The organism is Imperialibacter sp. (assembly GCF_040222385.1).
In the GTDB taxonomy this organism is placed as follows: domain Bacteria; phylum Bacteroidota; class Bacteroidia; order Cytophagales; family Cyclobacteriaceae; genus Imperialibacter.
The window spans coordinates 566,784-583,941 of sequence record NZ_JAVKDF010000022.1; the positions used below are offsets into that span (position 1 = coordinate 566,784).

The 17,158-nt window shown below is 46.0% G+C and carries 18 protein-coding genes; 6 read left to right on the forward strand and 12 right to left on the reverse strand.

Going from position 1 to position 17,158, the window contains the following annotated elements; all coding sequences use genetic code 11:
* Positions 1–145: 145 nt before the first annotated feature.
* Positions 146–1,297: a tetratricopeptide repeat protein gene (locus RIG68_RS09990; protein WP_350121753.1), complete on the forward strand. Its 1,152-nt coding sequence runs from the start codon at positions 146–148 to the stop codon at positions 1,295–1,297.
* On the opposite strand, the gene RIG68_RS09995 is transcribed toward RIG68_RS09990, so the two are convergent.
* Together RIG68_RS09995 and RIG68_RS10000 are read right to left on the reverse strand one after the other, a co-directional pair.
* Positions 1,294–2,067 (reverse strand): type III pantothenate kinase, encoded by a 774-nt coding sequence (locus tag RIG68_RS09995; protein WP_350121755.1) that lies wholly within the window; start codon positions 2,065–2,067, stop codon positions 1,294–1,296. The two genes, RIG68_RS09990 and RIG68_RS09995, sit on opposite strands and share 4 nt — an antisense overlap.
* Complete coding sequence (locus tag RIG68_RS10000; RefSeq protein ID WP_350121757.1) at positions 2,067–3,104, reverse strand: zinc-binding dehydrogenase; 1,038 nt, start codon at positions 3,102–3,104, stop codon at positions 2,067–2,069. The genes RIG68_RS09995 and RIG68_RS10000 overlap by 1 nt, the downstream gene beginning before the upstream one ends.
* 130 nt (positions 3,105–3,234) lie before the next feature.
* Here RIG68_RS10000 and RIG68_RS10005 point away from each other — a divergent pair, with 130 nt between their 5' ends.
* Both RIG68_RS10005 and RIG68_RS10010 read left to right on the forward strand, forming a co-directional pair.
* Positions 3,235–3,591: a hypothetical protein gene (locus RIG68_RS10005; RefSeq protein ID WP_151996799.1), complete on the forward strand. Its 357-nt coding sequence runs from the start codon at positions 3,235–3,237 to the stop codon at positions 3,589–3,591.
* A 74-nt stretch (positions 3,592–3,665) separates the two neighbouring features.
* Positions 3,666–3,869, forward strand: a complete 204-nt coding sequence (locus RIG68_RS10010) for a hypothetical protein (RefSeq protein ID WP_350121759.1) — start codon at positions 3,666–3,668, stop codon at positions 3,867–3,869.
* Between the two features lie 48 nt (positions 3,870–3,917).
* Here RIG68_RS10010 and RIG68_RS10015 read toward each other — a convergent pair whose 3' ends face one another.
* Positions 3,918–4,514, reverse strand: a complete 597-nt coding sequence (locus RIG68_RS10015) for a YkgJ family cysteine cluster protein (protein WP_193217749.1) — start codon at positions 4,512–4,514, stop codon at positions 3,918–3,920.
* Between the two features lie 124 nt (positions 4,515–4,638).
* On the opposite strand from RIG68_RS10015, the gene RIG68_RS10020 reads away from it, so the two are divergent.
* A complete protein-coding gene (locus tag RIG68_RS10020; protein WP_350121761.1) occupies positions 4,639–5,295 on the forward strand; it encodes an ankyrin repeat domain-containing protein in 657 nt (218 codons plus the stop codon).
* On the opposite strand, the gene RIG68_RS10025 is transcribed toward RIG68_RS10020, so the two are convergent.
* Genes RIG68_RS10025 through RIG68_RS10040 form a run of 4 tightly spaced genes read right to left on the reverse strand, consistent with a single transcriptional unit; the run spans position 5,292 to position 9,433 of the window.
* Positions 5,292–6,014 (reverse strand): N-formylglutamate amidohydrolase, encoded by a 723-nt coding sequence (locus tag RIG68_RS10025; protein WP_350121763.1) that lies wholly within the window; start codon positions 6,012–6,014, stop codon positions 5,292–5,294. The two genes, RIG68_RS10020 and RIG68_RS10025, sit on opposite strands and share 4 nt — an antisense overlap.
* On the reverse strand, positions 6,011–7,252 hold the full coding sequence (locus RIG68_RS10030; protein ID WP_350121765.1) for a carboxylate-amine ligase: 1,242 nt from the start codon (positions 7,250–7,252) through the stop codon (positions 6,011–6,013). The genes RIG68_RS10025 and RIG68_RS10030 overlap by 4 nt, the downstream gene beginning before the upstream one ends.
* A 4-nt stretch (positions 7,253–7,256) precedes the next feature.
* Positions 7,257–8,717, reverse strand: a complete 1,461-nt coding sequence (locus tag RIG68_RS10035; RefSeq protein ID WP_151996805.1) for a RimK family ATP-grasp domain-containing protein — start codon at positions 8,715–8,717, stop codon at positions 7,257–7,259.
* On the reverse strand, positions 8,714–9,433 hold the full coding sequence (locus RIG68_RS10040) for a C39 family peptidase (protein WP_317491948.1): 720 nt from the start codon (positions 9,431–9,433) through the stop codon (positions 8,714–8,716). Before RIG68_RS10040 ends, RIG68_RS10035 begins: the two co-directional genes overlap by 4 nt.
* A 110-nt stretch (positions 9,434–9,543) precedes the next feature.
* On the opposite strand from RIG68_RS10040, the gene RIG68_RS10045 reads away from it, so the two are divergent.
* Complete coding sequence (locus RIG68_RS10045) at positions 9,544–9,909, forward strand: methylglyoxal synthase (protein ID WP_350121767.1); 366 nt, start codon at positions 9,544–9,546, stop codon at positions 9,907–9,909.
* Between the two features lie 109 nt (positions 9,910–10,018).
* Here the strand turns inward: RIG68_RS10045 and RIG68_RS10050 are convergent, their stop codons facing one another.
* Complete coding sequence (locus tag RIG68_RS10050; RefSeq protein ID WP_350121769.1) at positions 10,019–11,059, reverse strand: PA0069 family radical SAM protein; 1,041 nt, start codon at positions 11,057–11,059, stop codon at positions 10,019–10,021.
* 148 nt (positions 11,060–11,207) lie between these two features.
* Between RIG68_RS10050 and tyrS the strand changes: the two genes are divergently transcribed.
* On the forward strand, positions 11,208–12,494 hold the full coding sequence (gene tyrS, locus RIG68_RS10055) for a tyrosine--tRNA ligase (protein ID WP_350121771.1): 1,287 nt from the start codon (positions 11,208–11,210) through the stop codon (positions 12,492–12,494).
* Between the two features lie 107 nt (positions 12,495–12,601).
* Here the strand turns inward: tyrS and RIG68_RS10060 are convergent, their stop codons facing one another.
* Genes RIG68_RS10060 through thyA form a run of 4 tightly spaced genes read right to left on the reverse strand, consistent with a single transcriptional unit; the run spans position 12,602 to position 17,105 of the window.
* Entirely contained in the window at positions 12,602–13,981 is a 1,380-nt protein-coding gene (locus tag RIG68_RS10060; protein WP_350121773.1) for an efflux RND transporter periplasmic adaptor subunit, read from the reverse strand.
* Between the two features lie 3 nt (positions 13,982–13,984).
* On the reverse strand, positions 13,985–15,451 hold the full coding sequence (locus tag RIG68_RS10065; RefSeq protein WP_350121775.1) for a TolC family protein: 1,467 nt from the start codon (positions 15,449–15,451) through the stop codon (positions 13,985–13,987).
* Positions 15,452–15,466: 15 nt separating this feature from the next.
* Positions 15,467–16,144, reverse strand: coding sequence for an L-serine ammonia-lyase, iron-sulfur-dependent subunit beta (sdaAB, locus tag RIG68_RS10070; protein WP_350073877.1), 678 nt, complete (start codon positions 16,142–16,144; stop codon positions 15,467–15,469).
* A 55-nt stretch (positions 16,145–16,199) separates the two neighbouring features.
* On the reverse strand, positions 16,200–17,105 hold the full coding sequence (gene thyA / locus RIG68_RS10075; RefSeq protein WP_151996812.1) for a thymidylate synthase: 906 nt from the start codon (positions 17,103–17,105) through the stop codon (positions 16,200–16,202).
* Positions 17,106–17,158 lie beyond the last annotated feature (53 nt).

The window sequence follows — 17,158 nt, forward strand, 5'->3', positions numbered from 1 at the left end:
AGGTATAACAAACACCCCGGCAAACGCCTCTATTTATTAAATTTAAAAATTATTTTAGGAGTCGTTTATGAGTAGCACCAATTATATCGCCCTATGTATTCTCGCCTTTCTGCGGCTAACATCAGCGTCTGCTCAAACCAATCCTGTGCAAAATAGAAAACAGTCGTTAGAAATTGCTAATAAATTCTATCAAAGTGGTCTGCAACTTCAACGAACTGGTTATTTTATTGAATCAACGTCTGCTTTTGATTCCTCTCTCCACTATAATCCGCAAGTAGCCGATGTGTATTTTTCCCAGGGGAGCAGCTACGAAGCGACAGATGATTTTGCCAGGGCACTTTATGCTTACGAAAAAGCCATCAATCTTCAACCTGGTTTTGAAGGTGCCCTCTTCCGCAGGGCTGTTTGTCTCTACAAACTCAACCTTAACGAAGACTGCATTGAACAACTCAACGGTTTGATTGCAGGCAATGGTTCGTCCAAGGAAACAAAAGCTATCTTCTATCGCTACTCTCCTTCTGGGGAAGTAAGCATCACTACTGACAATCAACTCAATGCTGAGTACTACCTTTATCGAGGTCTTGCTTTGGCAGCTCTCAAGCGGGAGCAAGAAGCAATAGAAGACCTTGACAGCGCTGTGAGTATTTCCGGCGGGGCATCCGACTACCTGGTCAACCGTGGGTTGACGCTTCAGAAGCTGGGCAGGGAATCGCAGGCCACTGCTGACTACGAAGCTGCTTTGGTAAAGAACCCTGACAACCAAACGGCGCTCATCAACTTATTTACACTTGACGCTGTCAGGGCAAGGAAATACATGAAAGAAAACGAGAACATCATCACGGGAATTATGGTGCCGGAGCTGCTGGCGCAAATGGCGTTTGATGCCCACAACAGAGAGCAATATGACGAAGCGATAAATTACTATTCAAGGGCTTTGGAGCTTGTTCCTTCAGATCCTGACTGGCAGATGAACAGGGCTATTTGCTATGGAAAAGTGGGATTACTGGAAAAGGCCGAAAATGAGTTGTTACGGGTAGTGTCTCTTTCGGAGTTTTCAGAAAAGGCCTACTTACACCTGGCCAACATACTTTTTCTGGAAGAAAAGTATGAGGACGCTATTTCCTTCTACAACCTTTACCTGGCCATCGACATCAACTACGGCACTGCTTATTTCAATCGTGGTATTGCACTGAGCAAAACAGGCGAAACCGATGAGGCTTGCAAGGACTTGACGAAAGCTGGACAGTTGGGTGTGAAAGAAGCTATAAAGCCGATAGAATCCATCTGTGGCAACTAACTGGCCTTTTGATTTTGATACATCAGGTGCAGTCCCTTTAATGTGAGGTGAGGATCTGTTTGGTCGAACACCTCCTTCAACGGCTCCAGCACAAGAGATAACCCGCCAGTGGCAATCACCTTAAATGATTCAGCAGGCTCCTGCTCTTTGATTTTATTGATTACCTCTTTCACCAGCCCCACATAGCCTACCAGGATGCCTGCCTGAATAGCCTGAACGGTGTCCCTGCCAATAAACGTGGTTGGGTACTCAAGTGGAATAATCGGGAGCTGTGCCGTTTCCTGAAAAAGAGACTTCATAGCGGTCTTGATCCCTGGTGCAATATTCACCCCAAGTATTTCTCCTTTTGCTGAAACGACAGTGAATGACAAGGCGGTACCAAAGTCGACGACAATAGCCGCTGACTGGTGATAGGTAAAGGCGGCGGTAGCATTGGCTACCAGGTCAGAACCTATCTCATAGGGGTTCTTTATTTTCAGGCTAAGGCCCTTGTAAATGGCCGGACCGGCAAGCAGCGGCGGCACAGAAAACAACCTTTCCACCACTTCCTCCATCACCGGTGTGAGATTGGGAACAACACTGCTAATTATTATTCCGCTAATGTCGGAATAGCTAAGTCCGTTTTCGAGAAACCAGGCCCTTATTCTCTTTTCATATTCAGAGGCTGGAAGATCACGTTGTGATGGGGTTCTGAAAACAAGCCGGGGTTCTTCCTCCGTAAACAAGCCAAAAACAACGTCTGAATTACCTATGTCTACTACCAGTTCCATTATGCTATGGTTATGACCACCTTGCCTGTTGTTTTTCCACTTTGAAAGAGGGCAATGGCTTCTTTCATATCATCGAAATCAAAGGTATGACCAACCATTGGAGGACCAATCTCCAATTTTTCGAGCTCAGCCAGAGAATACTGCAAGATTTCCTTTTTCTCATACAGCCAGATCAAATTGAAGCCCATCACCGACTTGTTGTCGCTGATAAGCTTGAGAGGGTCTATTTTTGGCCTGCGCAAAAACTTCAAAGCAAGCTTTATTGGATTTAGCTTGCTCCCCGTTTCAGCGAAATGCGCTGACCCATAAATGATCATCCTGCCCTGCGCTGCCATCGCTTTGTAGCTCATATCCAACACCTTCCCTCCAATGCACTCCAGCACCATATTGAACGGACGCTCTTTCGCCGTCGCTTCCAGTTTAGTTTCAAATGATTCGTCTCTTACCAGCACCTCATCGTAACCTTCCTTCATAAGAAGTTCCCTCTTGGCGGCTGACCCAATCGTTCCGACAGTGTACGCATCCATTTTTTTTGCGATGCGGTTAGCCAGTATACCGACGCCCCCGGCTGCACTGTGGATCAAAATCTTATAGCCTTTTTGTATACTCCCCAAAGAAAACAAGGAATAGTAGGCTGTTAGAGCCTGCACCAGGTATGCTGCCCCTTCTTCGAACGACCAGCCTTTTGGAATTGGGCTGAGGTAGTCAGGAGATTGTACAATATGAGTAGTATATGCACCGAAGCGTGTCACTCCCATTACCCTGTTGCCTGTTTTGAATTTGGTCACGTTTTTACCCACTCGAAGTATTTCGCCTGAAAACTCAAGCCCGGGTATGAAAGTACCTTTAGGGGTGGCGCTATAAATACCCAACATGGCGAAAATGTCAGCAAAATTTAGGCCTATCGCTTTAACGGCAACCAACACACTGCTATCATCCGGCTCAGCTATCGTCGTTTCCACCTTTAGCAGCCTGTCCATACTTCCGGCTTTGACCATTTGCCAGGCCCTTCCACCTGCCTCTCGTTGTTCGTTCATGGCTGCAAAATATGCCTAAATTTAAATTTTAAGCTACTTGTCGAAAAAATTATCGAAAATGCTTGACAAATAGTGGTGTAAACGATTTATAATTACATCAAAATTCAAAAGCCCGTACTGTTTATTTCAAATGGACAAAAAGAGAGTAATCAAAAGTTATGAGAAGCTGGATCAGGCGATGAAGGACCTGCTTCAAGAAGCCTACCCTTCTGGGTTTACCGGCAATGTGATCAGGCTCACAAACGCACAAAATGAAACTTATTTTGCTGTACCTCTAGAAACTGAGGAAGCCAACTACCTAATTAAGGTGCCCCTGGAATCGATGAAAAGTAAGGCTGCTGCCAATGACGACGACGACGATGATGGGTTCGATGCAGGAGGAGATGATGACGTGGATGAAGTTGCAGGGGCCGACGATGCGGACGATGCAGAAGACTCTTCCAGCGACCCTTCTTACAATCAGGGATTCGACGACGACATCGATTAAAAAATAATTATCTCCCACATTGCAATAAGTGAAATAACTTACCGATACATTTGCGTCCTAAATCAAAACCTAATATGAAAAAGACGCTTATGTTGCTGGCTATGACCAGTTTCATTGCAATTAGTTCTTGTCAATCAACCAAAACGGAAACCGCTGAAGTTGCAGCAGACTCTACAACCCTTGAAACTCCAGCAGTAGTGATGGAGGAAATTTCACCGGCTGATAGCACGCTGTCATCGGATTCAACCGAAATTGTTCAGACTGACTCTATTCAGTAATAAGAAAGGCCCTTTACGGGCCTTTTTACATATATATTATCAGCCTTACTAGCTTGCTCTCCTTCCCCTAAACTGATAGTAGAATAAAACCATTTCAACAGCCTTTCTGATCGCTGTGTTGACAGGGTAAAACTTGCTCCCCAATTCCCAGTCTATCCCCATCAGCTGTGACTGATAGTCCGACATCATTGGCACGGCCATGGTTCCGGCGCTAATCGCTCCCACCGTTGTTTGGTATTGCACTGGCTGATCTGCTTTGATCAATTGGCAGGTGACCAGGGTCTTTTGCCCATTTTTATCCCGGGAAGCGGCATAGCCAAACAGTCGGCAAATGAGGCCTCTGTACTTATAGTTACCGCAAAAGCCTGACCCAGCACCAACTACCAATGGGTTAAACAAATGACAAATTGTCGATTCGCTTTCTTCATCCATTTTGGCGAGCATCTCCTCTGCTTTGTCGGTTTTGTAGAGGTGATAGGCCAACGGGAGAAATTCAAGAATTGTGGCTGAAAGGTCTGACTTGGTACAGCACTTTCCGCAGCCAGTAAGGCATTTTAATGATGATTGTGCCTGGAAGGTGCTAATCTCTTTTTGCAGGCCGTCGAAAACCCTTTCAACAGCGGCAACTTTCTTATATATTGACAAATAATAACGATAGAGTCACAAAGCTACGCATTGAATCAATCGGTTGTGCGTACTGCGAAAAATAAAGTGTAAGCAAAAACTAACTAACCAATTCTATTCATTTCGCTCTCAAAAACTTCAGGCCATGCCGCTCGATCAAATTCAAAACCTTGTTTCTTCCGGAGCTAATGAACAGTTAGCTGTTGCGCTAAAGGAAAGCCCGGAAAAAGCCCACCTCGTCACTTCCATGGGCGTATCGTTGATCACGTTTGCAGCCTACTACAGAAACCTGGAAGCCGTAAGAACAATAAGGTCGTATCTCGGCAATGTCACAATTCATGAAGCCTGCTGCATTGGAGAATTAGAGACCGTAAAAGAGCATATTGATAAAGTACCAGAGGCATTGAACTCCTTTTCCGCAGATGGATTTACACCGCTTGGGCTCGCCTGTTTCTTTGGGCACTCGAACCTTGCCGCTTACTTGATAGAAACTGGCGCTGATGTGAACATTGCTGCCAACAACGACTTTCGGGTAGCGCCCATTCACTCCGCCTGCGCCATTTCAAATGTGCCCATTGTAAACTTGTTGATAGCGGCGGGCGCAAACGTAAACCTGCCTCAGCAAAAAGGTATTTGCCCCATCCATTCAGCCTGCCACAACGGAAGTTTAGAGATTGTCAGAATACTTGTAGCTGCGGGAGCTGACCCTACAATCGCAGATGAGGGTGGGAAAACACCAACCGATTATGCGCTGGAGAAAAACTATGATGAATTGGTAGCCTACCTGAAAACGTTGCCTTAGTGCGTTTTATCAAACACCTTTATCTGCTCCCCATAGCTTGTTAGGATCAGGTCGAGAATATCTTGAGGCCACTGATGGCCATTGCCAATGTAGAATTTCTGGTTGACCTCTAATTCTATACCAGCATACGACGAGTCATCAAATTCCTTTCTCAGGAAAGTAGTAAACCCGTCGGACTTGCCCAGGTAGGGCTCATTAAACTTCACCGTAAAATTGCTATTGAGTGCCTTCATTTCGCTCTTCCAGCCAGCGCAAAATTCTTTCTCAAGCTTCTTTTTCGGATCGAAAAGCAGCCCGACGTCAACCTTTCTTTCCTTCCCTTCAAATATTGGTGTAAAAGTATGCACCGAGACATGAACTACCTTGTGTCCTTTGCTTACCCATTTGTGTATTTTGGCATAAACGGTGTTGCGGTAAGGAGTATAGTATTTTGCTACGATATGCCTGCGAACTATTTTCTGCAGAGGCTTTGTATACTCAGAAAACAGCGATTTGTGATTGGGCGACCTGTTGAGTTCCACGAGCAATCTGGAGGTGGTTGAAAAATAACTACTGTCAGCTTTTATCGTTTTCAACCGCTCAAACAACGCCAAAGCGCCTATGTCGAGGCCCCTGTGGGTTTTTAATACCTCCGGCTCTTTGTTGAACAGGTATTCATACTCTTCAGGGACTTCATTGCCCCCATGCTCACAAGTCAATATGAATTTTACCTTACTCATCCTTTGGCCGACGGCAAAAACATTGTGTTGTTTTCAAGGCAGCTTGCCAGCTTTTTGTAAAGACCTAGCAAGGCTTCATGGTCAAAGCCGCCTCCAAGGTGCTTGGCAATTCGCTCCGACAGGTTTCCTTCTCCCAGGATGGTTCTTACTATAGTATTCGATTGAGCCTTGTCTGCGATATCGATCAAATGCTCCCAACATTTCGCCGCAGTGGCAACGTTTTGTTTCAACCCAAAAAGCTTCAGGTATTCGCTGTTATCGATGGTGTATTTGCTTCCCTCTTTTACAACCCCGAGAAAAATAGCCGCCAAATCGTCTTCATGCCAACTCTTTTGCTCGTCGAAGCTACAGAACGTCTCCGAGACAAGTTCCTTAAGCAACGCTACGATCAGCTGCAGAATGGCGATGTCGGCAGCCGGGCATTCCTGAATATCTATAATTCGGATTTCAATTGCGCCACGGTCGAACCTTGCAATAGCCCCTCTCGAATTCAGGAAATATTGATCCAAAATACCATCGGTATCGTAGCTGTTGATGTCTCCTCTGATTCGCTGAAAGATTTGCTTGTCATATTCTGCCTGCGTAAACAATTGCTCCGGCACCACTTTGCCTGCAATAGATGGTACTTTCTCCTGGTTGTGCCGATATGTCTCAAGTCTCGAGTCGGTGAAGCCAGTCAATTGTCCGTCCAATATGGGAGAAGATGCCGACAATGCAGGAATAATGGGCAGCACGACCCTGATGGCGGCATGCAGCCTGGCAAATTCCTCGTCACCCTGAAAAGGCAGGTTGATATGGGTACTTTGCAAGTTACTCCATCCGTGTCCACGGCAGTCGAAGATGCGGTTATAGAGCTCGTAGATATCGTTGTTCTCATGCGGCCAAATCACGGTTTCCTTAAATGGATCCATCCAGGGGTGTGCACCACCGGGTAGGAGCATGGCGTCGAAGGGTGCCAAAAGGCGGTTGATTTCCTGAATGTTTTCATGAAAGGGCTTATCCAGGCCGTTGAGTGTGGCTGCCGGCCCGTTAGTCTTTATCTCAATTACGTGAGACACCAATTCGTTGGACCAGGCAATGGGCCCCCGATATACGTCTGCAACAAACTCCCCGGTCACTTCCTTGAAAAGCTTGTCAGCTATTGGCCGGACATCCAACTCCTTTCTGGAAACGATCATATACTCCATTTCCACACCAAACCCTTCGAACAAGTGCAAGTTTCGCTTCTGCTCTGCCATAGACTTAGAGGGTTTTCTTTTGCTCTATTCTGCGTAAAAGGGAGCCAAGCACCTTCCTGTAAAGCTCATCCTTCAGGCAATAGTCTTCTATGCCATGATCGAGGCTGGGGTTGTCATTTACTTCAATAATATAGACGCTGTTGCCTTTCTGCTTGATATCTACTCCATACAACCCACTACCAATCAGGTTAGCGGCCTTCAGCGAGGTTTCCAACACGATTTCCGGCACCTTTTCTACAGGCATTGTCTCAGCATTGCCAAACTGGTCATCAGTCTTCGATTTCGTCCAATTATAAATCTGCCAATGATCTTTGGCCATGTAGTACTTGCAAGCATAAAGCGGCTTGTTATCCAAAATGCCGATACGCCAGTCATAGTCGGTGGGCAGAAACTCTTGTGCGATAACCAGGTCCGAATCACTGAGCATTTTGTCCAGAATCTGGTCCAGGCTTTTTCGGTCAACTGCCTTCATGACTCCCACAGAAAAGGCGCTGTCTGGCTGCTTGAGCACAATAGGAAAGCCCAGCATAGCCTCGAGATCATTCCGGTTGTCTTTGTGAACGATGACCGTCTTAGGTGTAGAAATTTTAGCCTTGCCCAATGTTTCTGCTAAAAACACCTTGTTGGTGCATCGCATAATCGAAATGGGGTCGTCTATCACCGGAATTCCATCTGCAAATGCTCGCCTGGCAAAGCGATAAGTGTGGTGATTGACGGCGGTAGTCTCCCTGATAAACAACGCATCGTATTCAGACACTCTGCTATAATCCTCTTTGGTAATTAGGTCAGCATAAAAACCCAACTCCTCCCCTATATCGATAAATTTTTGGATAGCCTTTTTGTCAGAAGGTGGTGCCTTTTCGTTGGGGTTGACCAAAATAGCGAGGTCGTAAATCGTTTTGGAAATGCGTTTGCCGTCGTAGCGCTTTTTCTTAAAGTACTCGTTGGCAGACTCCTCGAGAAATGGCTTGTGACTTTCTGGTATTTCTTTTACCGAAATGGGGCTTATGCCCTGTAGCACCCATTTTTTCTGAAATTGGAATTGTGCCCTGAGAATCGGTGCCTGGAACAGGTTGTATAGTGCCTTACTCAGTGTGTCGTATTGAGGACTGAGGTTTTTTCCAAAGTAAATACTTAGGGCAAACTGATTGGATTTGATCTTAGAAAGGCTCTTTTGGATCAGTTCATCAATTTCGTCGGTGATCACCCTAACGATGGTGCTTGATTTCAAATCCTGAATCGTTGTCACACTGGGGATCACTTTCTGCCCCCTGGCTTCAGCCAGCAACGACACGTAGTATCCCGCCGACTGGTACCAGTAGTTCCTGGCCAGATTAAAAATTCTAACGTTCTTTATGTCAGCGTATTGAGGGTTGGTAAGGTAAGATCTAACTGCCACCACCTCCACTCCTTCAATGTTAAGCTGCCAGTCTTTAGGGTTGTTGATAACAACAATTTTTCTCATTCTTTATCTGTCGGTTCTAAAATCAACAAGTTAGCATCATAGGTCACAATACCCAACAAAATGGAGTTGATAAGCCTATGCACATCGACTTTATATTCGTTCTCTCCCGAAAGAGGATTTTCCTGATATGGATCGGACACTGAAACAATTCCGTTTTCGTCGATGGCAGTAAGCACTACGAAGTGCCCCATTGGGTAGCCTTTCAGGTCGTCATAAACCGAGCGGCCTTCATCGTTAGCATACTCCCTTTTGCAGTCGTACAGGTAAGTTGCACTTAAGCCAGTGAGGATCGGGCGTCGTCGGTCGAGGTACTTTCTAATAAGGTCCACCGTCAAATCCTCAAAAGCGATTTCACCTCCTCTGGTCAGAAATTCGATGTACGAGTGGGTTGCGTTTTCAAATTTTTTGCCTCTCTTGTACTTGAGCTGTGCTTTTAATTTCTCAATCAGCTCATCGTGTGTCAGCGTGGACCAAACAGGGTCAAAAACATTGAGGTTATAAGAATGCATTTTCGCCTTGTATCCCCTTTTCAGCGCATGAATACCTAATAGGTTCCCCAAGGTACCACCCTCTTCCAAAAATGTAACCTCGTCAATTACCTGCTGCAGATTAATAAAGTCATGGTAATAGTTGTAAACCGCATGCAGACTGGTTGGGCCGCAGGTTTCGTCATCGGGCTGGTTTAGTATTTTGAAGTAGGAGATTTTTGAGTGCATACTTTCCTGGGTTCACACATCAAAGATTACTTAAACAAGTCAGATTTTAATGTGAACAAACGCTAATTATTTTATTGAAAGGGTAACTTTGCCCCCAACACAAAGAACTTATGAAATTAGCATTGATAGCACACGACGGTAAAAAACCAGAGATGGTCGCTTTTCTGCTCGGCAACAAGGAGTTGCTCGGAGGCATTGAGCTGATCGCCACAGGCACCACTGGTAGGCATATTGAAAATGCCGGTCTGCAGGTTCACAAAATGTTATCAGGCCCGCTTGGGGGTGATGCGCAAATTGCAGCCATGGCGGCAGAAAAAAACCTCGATATGGTCATCTTTTTCAGAGACCCGCTCGACAAGCACCCGCACGAACCCGATGTTCAAATGTTGATGAGGATTTGTGACGTTCACAACATCCCCCTGGCCACCAATCCAGCGGCCGCTAACCTTTTTCTCAAGGCAATCAAGAAGAACTAATAGTCCAACTTTGACATGTTAAGTATCGTGTGATTTTTGTCCTGATTTACCCCTACCCTGAAGGGAGTCAGGAAAAAAATGTATCAAAGTAGACATAGTCTGGTTCTGATTAAAAAAGATTTAGTACACCTTTGCGCCGGAAACGAGTAAAATCGTAGTCCGGCATTTTTTTGTCTTTGAAATACCTGTCCTGCATTTTGGAAAACATGGCATGGATGCTTTCTGCCAGCGGCCCTTCCCCCCTCATTCTGCGGCCAAACTCACTGTCATTTACCTGTCCGTCATGAATAGCGCAGATTTGATTCCACACCTTGGCAGCTCTGTCGGGAAAGTGAGTTTCGAGCCAGTCCTTGAACAAAACGCCCAGCTGGCCATTAAGCCTGACGAGGGTGAATGTAGATGTAAGCGCTCCATACTCTGATGAGAGTTTCAGTATCCTTGGAATCTCCGTATTGTTGAGACCTGGAATAATTGGCCCCATCATCACACCGCACGGAATGCCCTTCTGGGTCAGCTTCTCCATCACTTTTAGTTTCTTCAGGGGATGAGATGTTCTCGGTTCCAATACCCTTCTTAATTCTTCGTCTAGCGATGTAATGGTGAAAATTACATGAACGAGGTTTTCTGAGGCAAGATCCGACAGTACGTCCAAATCTCTTTCGATCAATGCATTTTTGGTGATAATGCCGAGCGGGTTGCCATACTTCTGAAAGACCTTCAACAATTCTCTTGTAATGCCGTACTTCTTTTCCGCCGGTTGATAACAATCGGTATTGCCTGAAAGCATCACTACCTGGGCCTTCCATGACGGGCTCAGGAAAGACTTTTCCAGCAACCTTGGAGCGTCGGGCTTCACCACAATTTTCCGCTCGAAGTCCAGCCCCATGTTGTATCCCCAGTATTCATGTGAATTGCGTGCATAGCAGTAAATACAGCCATGCTCACACCCCTGGTACGGGTTGATGGAATAGGTGAAGGGAATATCCGGGCTGTCGTTTTTACTCATCACCTTCTTGGGGTGCTCCATGATATATTCGGTGGGCACTCTCTCCTGCAGCAGCTGTTCATCAATCCCCTCTTCGTGATAATTACCTCTCTCCTGACTGGCAAACCTGTTGTTAGGCTGCAAACCTGTTCCTCTTCCTTTCATTTACTAATTTTATTAGGCTAATATAATTAGTATTTTACACTAAACCGGCGCCTACTACTAAATAATTTATAACCGAAGAAAAAATTCGGTTGCGTTAGAATGGTTAAGCTGAGTCCTTTATTTTTGAGCCCTGAAATCAAAAAGCAGTATGATCGACTTTATAGAAGAGCTTAAGTGGAGAGGCATGTTGAACGACATGATGCCGGGAACAGAAGACCAGCTGAAAAAAGAAATGACTTCAGCCTACATCGGCTTTGACCCAACTGCAGCATCACTCCACATAGGCAACCTGGCTACTATTATGCTGCTTGTCCACCTCCAACGGGCCGGGCACAAACCTTATGCCCTCGTAGGCGGTGCCACTGGTATGATCGGGGACCCGTCGGGTAAGTCGGAAGAGCGAAATCTGTTGGATGAAGGGACGCTGCGCAAAAACCAGGATGGTATTAAAGTACAATTGGAGAAGTTTCTAGCTTTTGACAGTGGGAAGAATGCGGCTGTGATGGTCAACAATTACGACTGGTTCAAAAAGTTCGGTTTCCTTGAATTTTTGAGAGATGCCGGCAAACACATCACGGTGAATTACATGATGGCCAAAGATTCGGTAAAGAACCGTTTGGAGACAGGCCTTTCCTTTACTGAGTTTTCCTACCAGCTCCTGCAAGGTTACGACTTCTATCATTTGTATACCGAGCATCAGGTAAAGCTGCAAATGGGTGGCAGCGATCAGTGGGGTAATATCACCACCGGCACAGAGTTTATCCGCAGGAAAGCCAGTGGAGAAGCTTATGCGCTGACTACCCCCCTGGTGACCAAGGCAGACGGCACCAAGTTCGGCAAAAGTGAAGGCGGCAATGTATGGCTCGATCCTGAGATGACCAGCCCCTACAAATTTTACCAGTTCTGGCTCAATTGCTCTGATGACGACAGTCACCGACTGATCAGGGTATTTACGCTGCTTGGCAAGGACGAAATAGAAACACTAGAGAAAGAGCATGCCGAAGCGCCGCATTTGAGAATTATGCAGCAGGCCATTGCCAAAGACGTAACCATAAGGGTGCACTCAGAAGCTGACTACAACATGGCTGTAAAGGCGTCAAGCATTCTTTTTGGCAAAGATGTAACGGCCGAGTTGGAGGAAATAGATGAGAAAACCTTGCTGCAAGTGTTTGAAGGTGTGCCGATGGTAGAGATCACCCGGACAACCCTCGACAGTGCCGCTACCATAACGGATTTGCTCTCAACGGAAACCGGCAGCGAAATCTTTACATCGAAAGGCGAGGCACGCAAAATGATCCAGCAGGGTGGTGTGAGCATCAACAAACTAAAGGCAACTGACCCCAACGAAAAGCCAGCTTACAGGCTGCTTCAGAGCAAATACCTGCTTTGCCAGAAGGGAAAGAAGAATTACTATTTGATCAAAGTTGGCTCATAAGGAACGGTAATTGCCAAATTTTCTGCATGGCGTTTACTTCCTCCTTTTTGACTAAAAAAACCGTGGCTCTCACCACGGTTTTCTGTTTTTAGCCTAATTGCTATTTACTATTTTTTTTCTTCTTCTTTGCTGGCAACTGCTTTGTCCTCGCCTCCCATTTTTTGCACTGCCTCTCCATCTTTCAGCCTTTTAGAAACAGCAAGGAAGGGGCCGGAAATAATCTCGTCTCCCTCTTTCACACCACTCAGCACTTCAATATTTTCAAAGTCGCTAATGCCGGTTTTAACCTCCACCATTTTGGCTACGCCATTGTCGTTGAGGAATACCACCTGTAGCACTTCGTCTTTTTCACCCGGCGCAGGAGTGCTCGCTTCAGCGCTCTCTCCCTCTTTGCCTTCGCCAGCTTTCTCATCTTTACTGCTTCTGGTAGTAACAGCCGCCAACGGAACAGACAAGACCTTATCTTTTCTTTCCGTGATAATGTCAACGCTGGCAGTCATACCCGGCCTAAGCGGGTTCTTAATGCCCTTTTCATTGATCAAGTCGTTGTAGGAGCTGTTTAGTACTCTGATACGCACTTCAAATTCAGTCACTGCATCGGCAGATGCTTTATCGTTGGCCGTGTTGGCAATCTGCGTCACAATACCTTTAAACTCCTTTTCAAGGTAGGTGTAGCTGTCTACCTGAATAAGGGCGGTGTCACCCACGGCAATTCTTATGATGTCATTTTCATTCACATTCACCCTCACTTCCATTTTGTTCAGGTCGGCAATGCGAAGCATCTCTGTGCCGGCCATCTGCTGGGTACCAACCACACGCTCTCCTTTTTCCACACTGAGCTTAGATACCGTTCCATTCATAGGCGACAACACCGTTGTCAGGCGAAGGTTCTCTTTCGCCTCATTTACTGACGCCTGAGAGCTCTTCACGATGTACTCGGCGGCATTTACATTCTCTTCGGCGGAAGAGAGGTCGGTTTGCGCCACCTTGTAGTTAGAGTCGGCCAGCTCCCAGTCTGCATCAGAAATTACTTTTTCCTCGTACAGCTTCTTTTGGCGGGTATACTCCAGCTTCGCTCTGTCAAAATTAGCCCTGGCCCTTTCCAGCCTCGCTCTTGCATCTGCCTCATTGGCTTTTTGCTGATTAAGGTTGGCCAATGTTCTGTCTACAGCTGACTGCCAGTTGTCGGGACGTATCTTTATCAGGCGGTCTCCAATCATCACTGAGTCACCTTCCTCAACGTTCAGTTCAATGATCTCACCAGCAACGTCCGGGGTCATCTTTACTTCTATTTCAGGCTGTATAGCCCCAGAAGCACTGACTTTTTCGACGATAGTTTTCCTGGCGGCATTACTAAATTCCACCTCCATCGACTGCTTTTTACCAATCCAGCCCTGCGATTTGCCAACCAGCACTACCACGATCAGTACAGCAACAACCCCGAGAAGAATGTATATTAACTTATTTGATTTCTTTTTCTTAGCCATGATTTAGAAGGTTAATTCTTTTCCCTGATAGAATTCTAAAATTTTTAAACGAAACAAATAGGTGTATTTAGCTCTCACCAAACCAGAGCGTGCCCTGAACAGGTTGTTGCTGGCCACCTGGTACTCAACAAAGTTGACAGCACCTAATGAGTAGCGATTTTCAGTGTTTTTGAAGGACTGTTCCAATGCGCTTACCTGCCTTTCTGAAGCGTTGTATGACTTCAAAGCCGCATTTGCATTGTTATAGGCTGTTTCAATATTTTGCCTCAATGTGTTTCTGGTTTCAAGGGCTGATATCTCTGCAGTTTTCTGAGTGATAATGGCTCGCTGCACATTGGAACGAGTTGTAAACCTATTGAAAATAGGTACTGATAGGTTCAGGTTGATCTGTTTGCTCAGGTATTCGGAGAATTGGTCGAAAACCGGAAAGTCCGGCTCGGTGCTGACAACATTGGGCACTTGTTGACGAGTGTATACAAGCTGTGACCTGTCATTTTCAAGAAAGCCTATCGGAAACTCAGCGAAAGTTGTCCCATCATATATTTCCCGCTCTCTATCGGCAATTTCGGAATAATTGGTGTTGAAACTTGCCCCCAAACTTAAAGTAGGCATGATGCCGCCTTGTGCAACTCTCAAACCCACCTCGGCAGACTGAACATTCAGGTCCGCACTTTTTATCTCAGGCATAGCTTCTAACGCCGTTCTATAAATGCCTTCCACATCATCGTCAAGATTCAATTCATTGGGGACGTCCACCTCAGGAACAATCAGCTCAACTTCCGTCGTGCTGGGCAGCAACAAGGCCTGCTTCAGGCTAAGCTGCGACAAAGCAAGGTCGTTTTCAGCATTGATAAGATCCAACTCATTGCTCGCCAGCTGCGATTCCAGATCAAGCTGGTTCGTGATTGGTAGCGACCCGGCATCAACCAACTTAACCGTTCTTTCCAATTGATTCTGTGTAGACTCCGCCTGAAGCCTGGCAGTCTCCACCAGCTCCTGGTTAAGAATGACGTTCAGGTAGGAAGTGACCACGGTAACGATTACGTCATTTTTTGACTTTTCAAGGTCAAATTCGTTGGCGTTTTTGGTCAGCTCATTGCGTCTCACGGTGTTGTGCAACTGCATGCCATTAAATAGCGTCATGTTACTACTACCCTGTACACCGGCAAAATAGAGCGGTAGCGTGATGAACTGATTAGTTGTTGGATCGACTGATCTACCCCAGTTTCTGCCGGCGCCCACTCCCACATTGGCATTGGGAAGCCTGTTCATTTTCGACTGCGTCAGATTCACCTCCGCTCCTCTCAATGTCAATTCGCTCCTCTTAATATTGAGGTTTCGCTCCAGGGCTATGTCCACTGTCTGTCGCAAATCCAACACCATCTTTCCTCCGTCGATGGCAGGGGTATTCGATTGACCATAAAGGAAATGAGAGGTAATAATTAGTCCTAAAAAAAGTAATCTTCTCATTGTTGACCTTTTTATTTATTTATCAATATCTGGTATGTATATGACTTCTTTCACCCAGTCGAGGTTTCTCAGGTATTCAAGAGAAATTGCTTTCAGACCCGAGTCCATCTCAATAATCAGGCAAGCCAAATCGTTTTTTCCTTTTCGGGAAACCGTCATCGTCGCAATATTGCAGTCGTCGTGAGAAAGAATATTTGCTATATAAGCGATGCTTCCCTTTGTATCCGACGCTGTGATAATGATCGTATGAAGGTTGGCTGTGAAGCCAGATGAAAATCCATTGACTTCAGTAATTTTGATCAGCCCGCCTCCCCTGCTTTCTCCAATCACCTGAACCACCTTTTCTCCTGCTTTCAGGTCAAGTTTAACTGTATTTGGGTGCCGTGTGAGTGCGTTACCGACCGACTTGAAGGTGTATTTCAGTCCTTCTTTGGCCGCATGTTCAAAGGCCTCCTTAATTCTCTTATCGTCTGTTTTATAGTCGAGCAACCCCGCCACAATGGCCCGGTCGCTGCCATGGCCTTCGTAAGTACGGGCAAACGAATTGAAGAAAGTGATGGTTACTTCCTCCGGCTGCCTCCCTAAAATTTTTCTGGCCGTACGGCCTATGCGTACAACGCCAGCTGTGTGCGAACTGGAGGGGCCTATCATCACAGGGCCTATCATGTCAAACACACTGCTTCTTTCTACCATTTGTTTATGTTCGATTCAGTAAAATTTTATAACTCGCCCAATTTTCTGATCGAAATCATACTGCAACCGGTGCCTTTATCCCTGGATAGGGCTCGTAGTTCAACAGTTTAAAGTCTTCGTATTCGAAATCAAAAATCGATTTCACGTTTTTGTTCAATTCCATTGTCGGCAATGGCAACGGCTCCCGTGAAAGCTGAAGCTCAGCCTGCTCCAAATGGTTGGAGTAAAGATGAGCGTCCCCAAGGGTATGCACAAAATCACCATAACCAAGCCCGCATACCTGTGCCACCATCATGGTAAGCAGCGCATACGACGCAATATTGAACGGCACACCCAAAAACACATCGGCACTGCGCTGATAGAGCTGGCAACTCAACTTACCGTCTGCCACATAAAACTGAAAAATAGTATGGCAAGGCGGCAAACCAGATTTAGCCATCACCGGAATCTCTTTCGGGTTCCAGGCCGACACCATCAGTCTTCTGGAGTCGGGCTTGCTCTTGATGTCGTTAATCACATCTGTGATTTGATCTACACCTTCAAAGTCCCTCCACTGCTTGCCATATACCGGCCCCAGCTCCCCATATTTCCTAGCGAATGCAGCGTCCGTTTTTATCGTTTCAACAAACTCCTTTAGCTTTTCTTTCCACTCCTCGCTGTATTTTGGATAAGCTTCCTCTTGCCCCGTTTGCTTCAGATAACTTTGGAATGGCCATTCGTTCCAGATTCCCACGCCATTCTTCACCAGGTATTCAATATTTGTATCGCCCTGCAAAAACCACAACAACTCATATATGATAGACCTCAGATGCACCTTTTTGGTTGTTACCAGAGGAAACCCCTCCGACAGGTCGAACCGCATCTGATGGCCGAAAATACTGATCGTGCCAGTGCCGGTTCTGTCTGTCTTTTTGGTTCCCTTTTCAAGGATTAACCGCATAAGATCATGGTATTGCTTCATATTTTTTGCTTGTCTCTTTGATCCTTCAAAGCTACTAAGCCACAGGTAATTGA

Bases quoted from the DNA above. Each gene is read 5' to 3' on its own strand.
- RIG68_RS09995 (WP_350121755.1), bottom strand. From the start codon at position 2,067: ATGGAACTGGTAGTAGACATAGGTAATTCAGACGTTGTTTTTGGCTTG.
- RIG68_RS10000 (WP_350121757.1), bottom strand. From the start codon at position 3,104: ATGAACGAACAACGAGAGGCAGGTGGAAGGGCCTGGCAAATGGTCAAA.
- RIG68_RS10005 (WP_151996799.1), top strand. From the start codon at position 3,235: ATGGACAAAAAGAGAGTAATCAAAAGTTATGAGAAGCTGGATCAGGCG.
- RIG68_RS10010 (WP_350121759.1), top strand. From the start codon at position 3,666: ATGAAAAAGACGCTTATGTTGCTGGCTATGACCAGTTTCATTGCAATT.
- RIG68_RS10020 (WP_350121761.1), top strand. From the start codon at position 4,639: ATGCCGCTCGATCAAATTCAAAACCTTGTTTCTTCCGGAGCTAATGAA.
- RIG68_RS10025 (WP_350121763.1), bottom strand. From the start codon at position 6,014: ATGAGTAAGGTAAAATTCATATTGACTTGTGAGCATGGGGGCAATGAA.
- RIG68_RS10030 (WP_350121765.1), bottom strand. From the start codon at position 7,252: ATGGCAGAGCAGAAGCGAAACTTGCACTTGTTCGAAGGGTTTGGTGTG.
- RIG68_RS10035 (WP_151996805.1), bottom strand. From the start codon at position 8,717: ATGAGAAAAATTGTTGTTATCAACAACCCTAAAGACTGGCAGCTTAAC.
- RIG68_RS10040 (WP_317491948.1), bottom strand. From the start codon at position 9,433: ATGCACTCAAAAATCTCCTACTTCAAAATACTAAACCAGCCCGATGAC.
- RIG68_RS10045 (WP_350121767.1), top strand. From the start codon at position 9,544: ATGAAATTAGCATTGATAGCACACGACGGTAAAAAACCAGAGATGGTC.
- RIG68_RS10050 (WP_350121769.1), bottom strand. From the start codon at position 11,059: ATGAAAGGAAGAGGAACAGGTTTGCAGCCTAACAACAGGTTTGCCAGT.
- tyrS (WP_350121771.1), top strand. From the start codon at position 11,208: ATGATCGACTTTATAGAAGAGCTTAAGTGGAGAGGCATGTTGAACGAC.
- RIG68_RS10060 (WP_350121773.1), bottom strand. From the start codon at position 13,981: ATGGCTAAGAAAAAGAAATCAAATAAGTTAATATACATTCTTCTCGGG.
- RIG68_RS10065 (WP_350121775.1), bottom strand. From the start codon at position 15,451: ATGAGAAGATTACTTTTTTTAGGACTAATTATTACCTCTCATTTCCTT.
- sdaAB (WP_350073877.1), bottom strand. From the start codon at position 16,144: ATGGTAGAAAGAAGCAGTGTGTTTGACATGATAGGCCCTGTGATGATA.
- thyA (WP_151996812.1), bottom strand. From the start codon at position 17,105: ATGAAGCAATACCATGATCTTATGCGGTTAATCCTTGAAAAGGGAACC.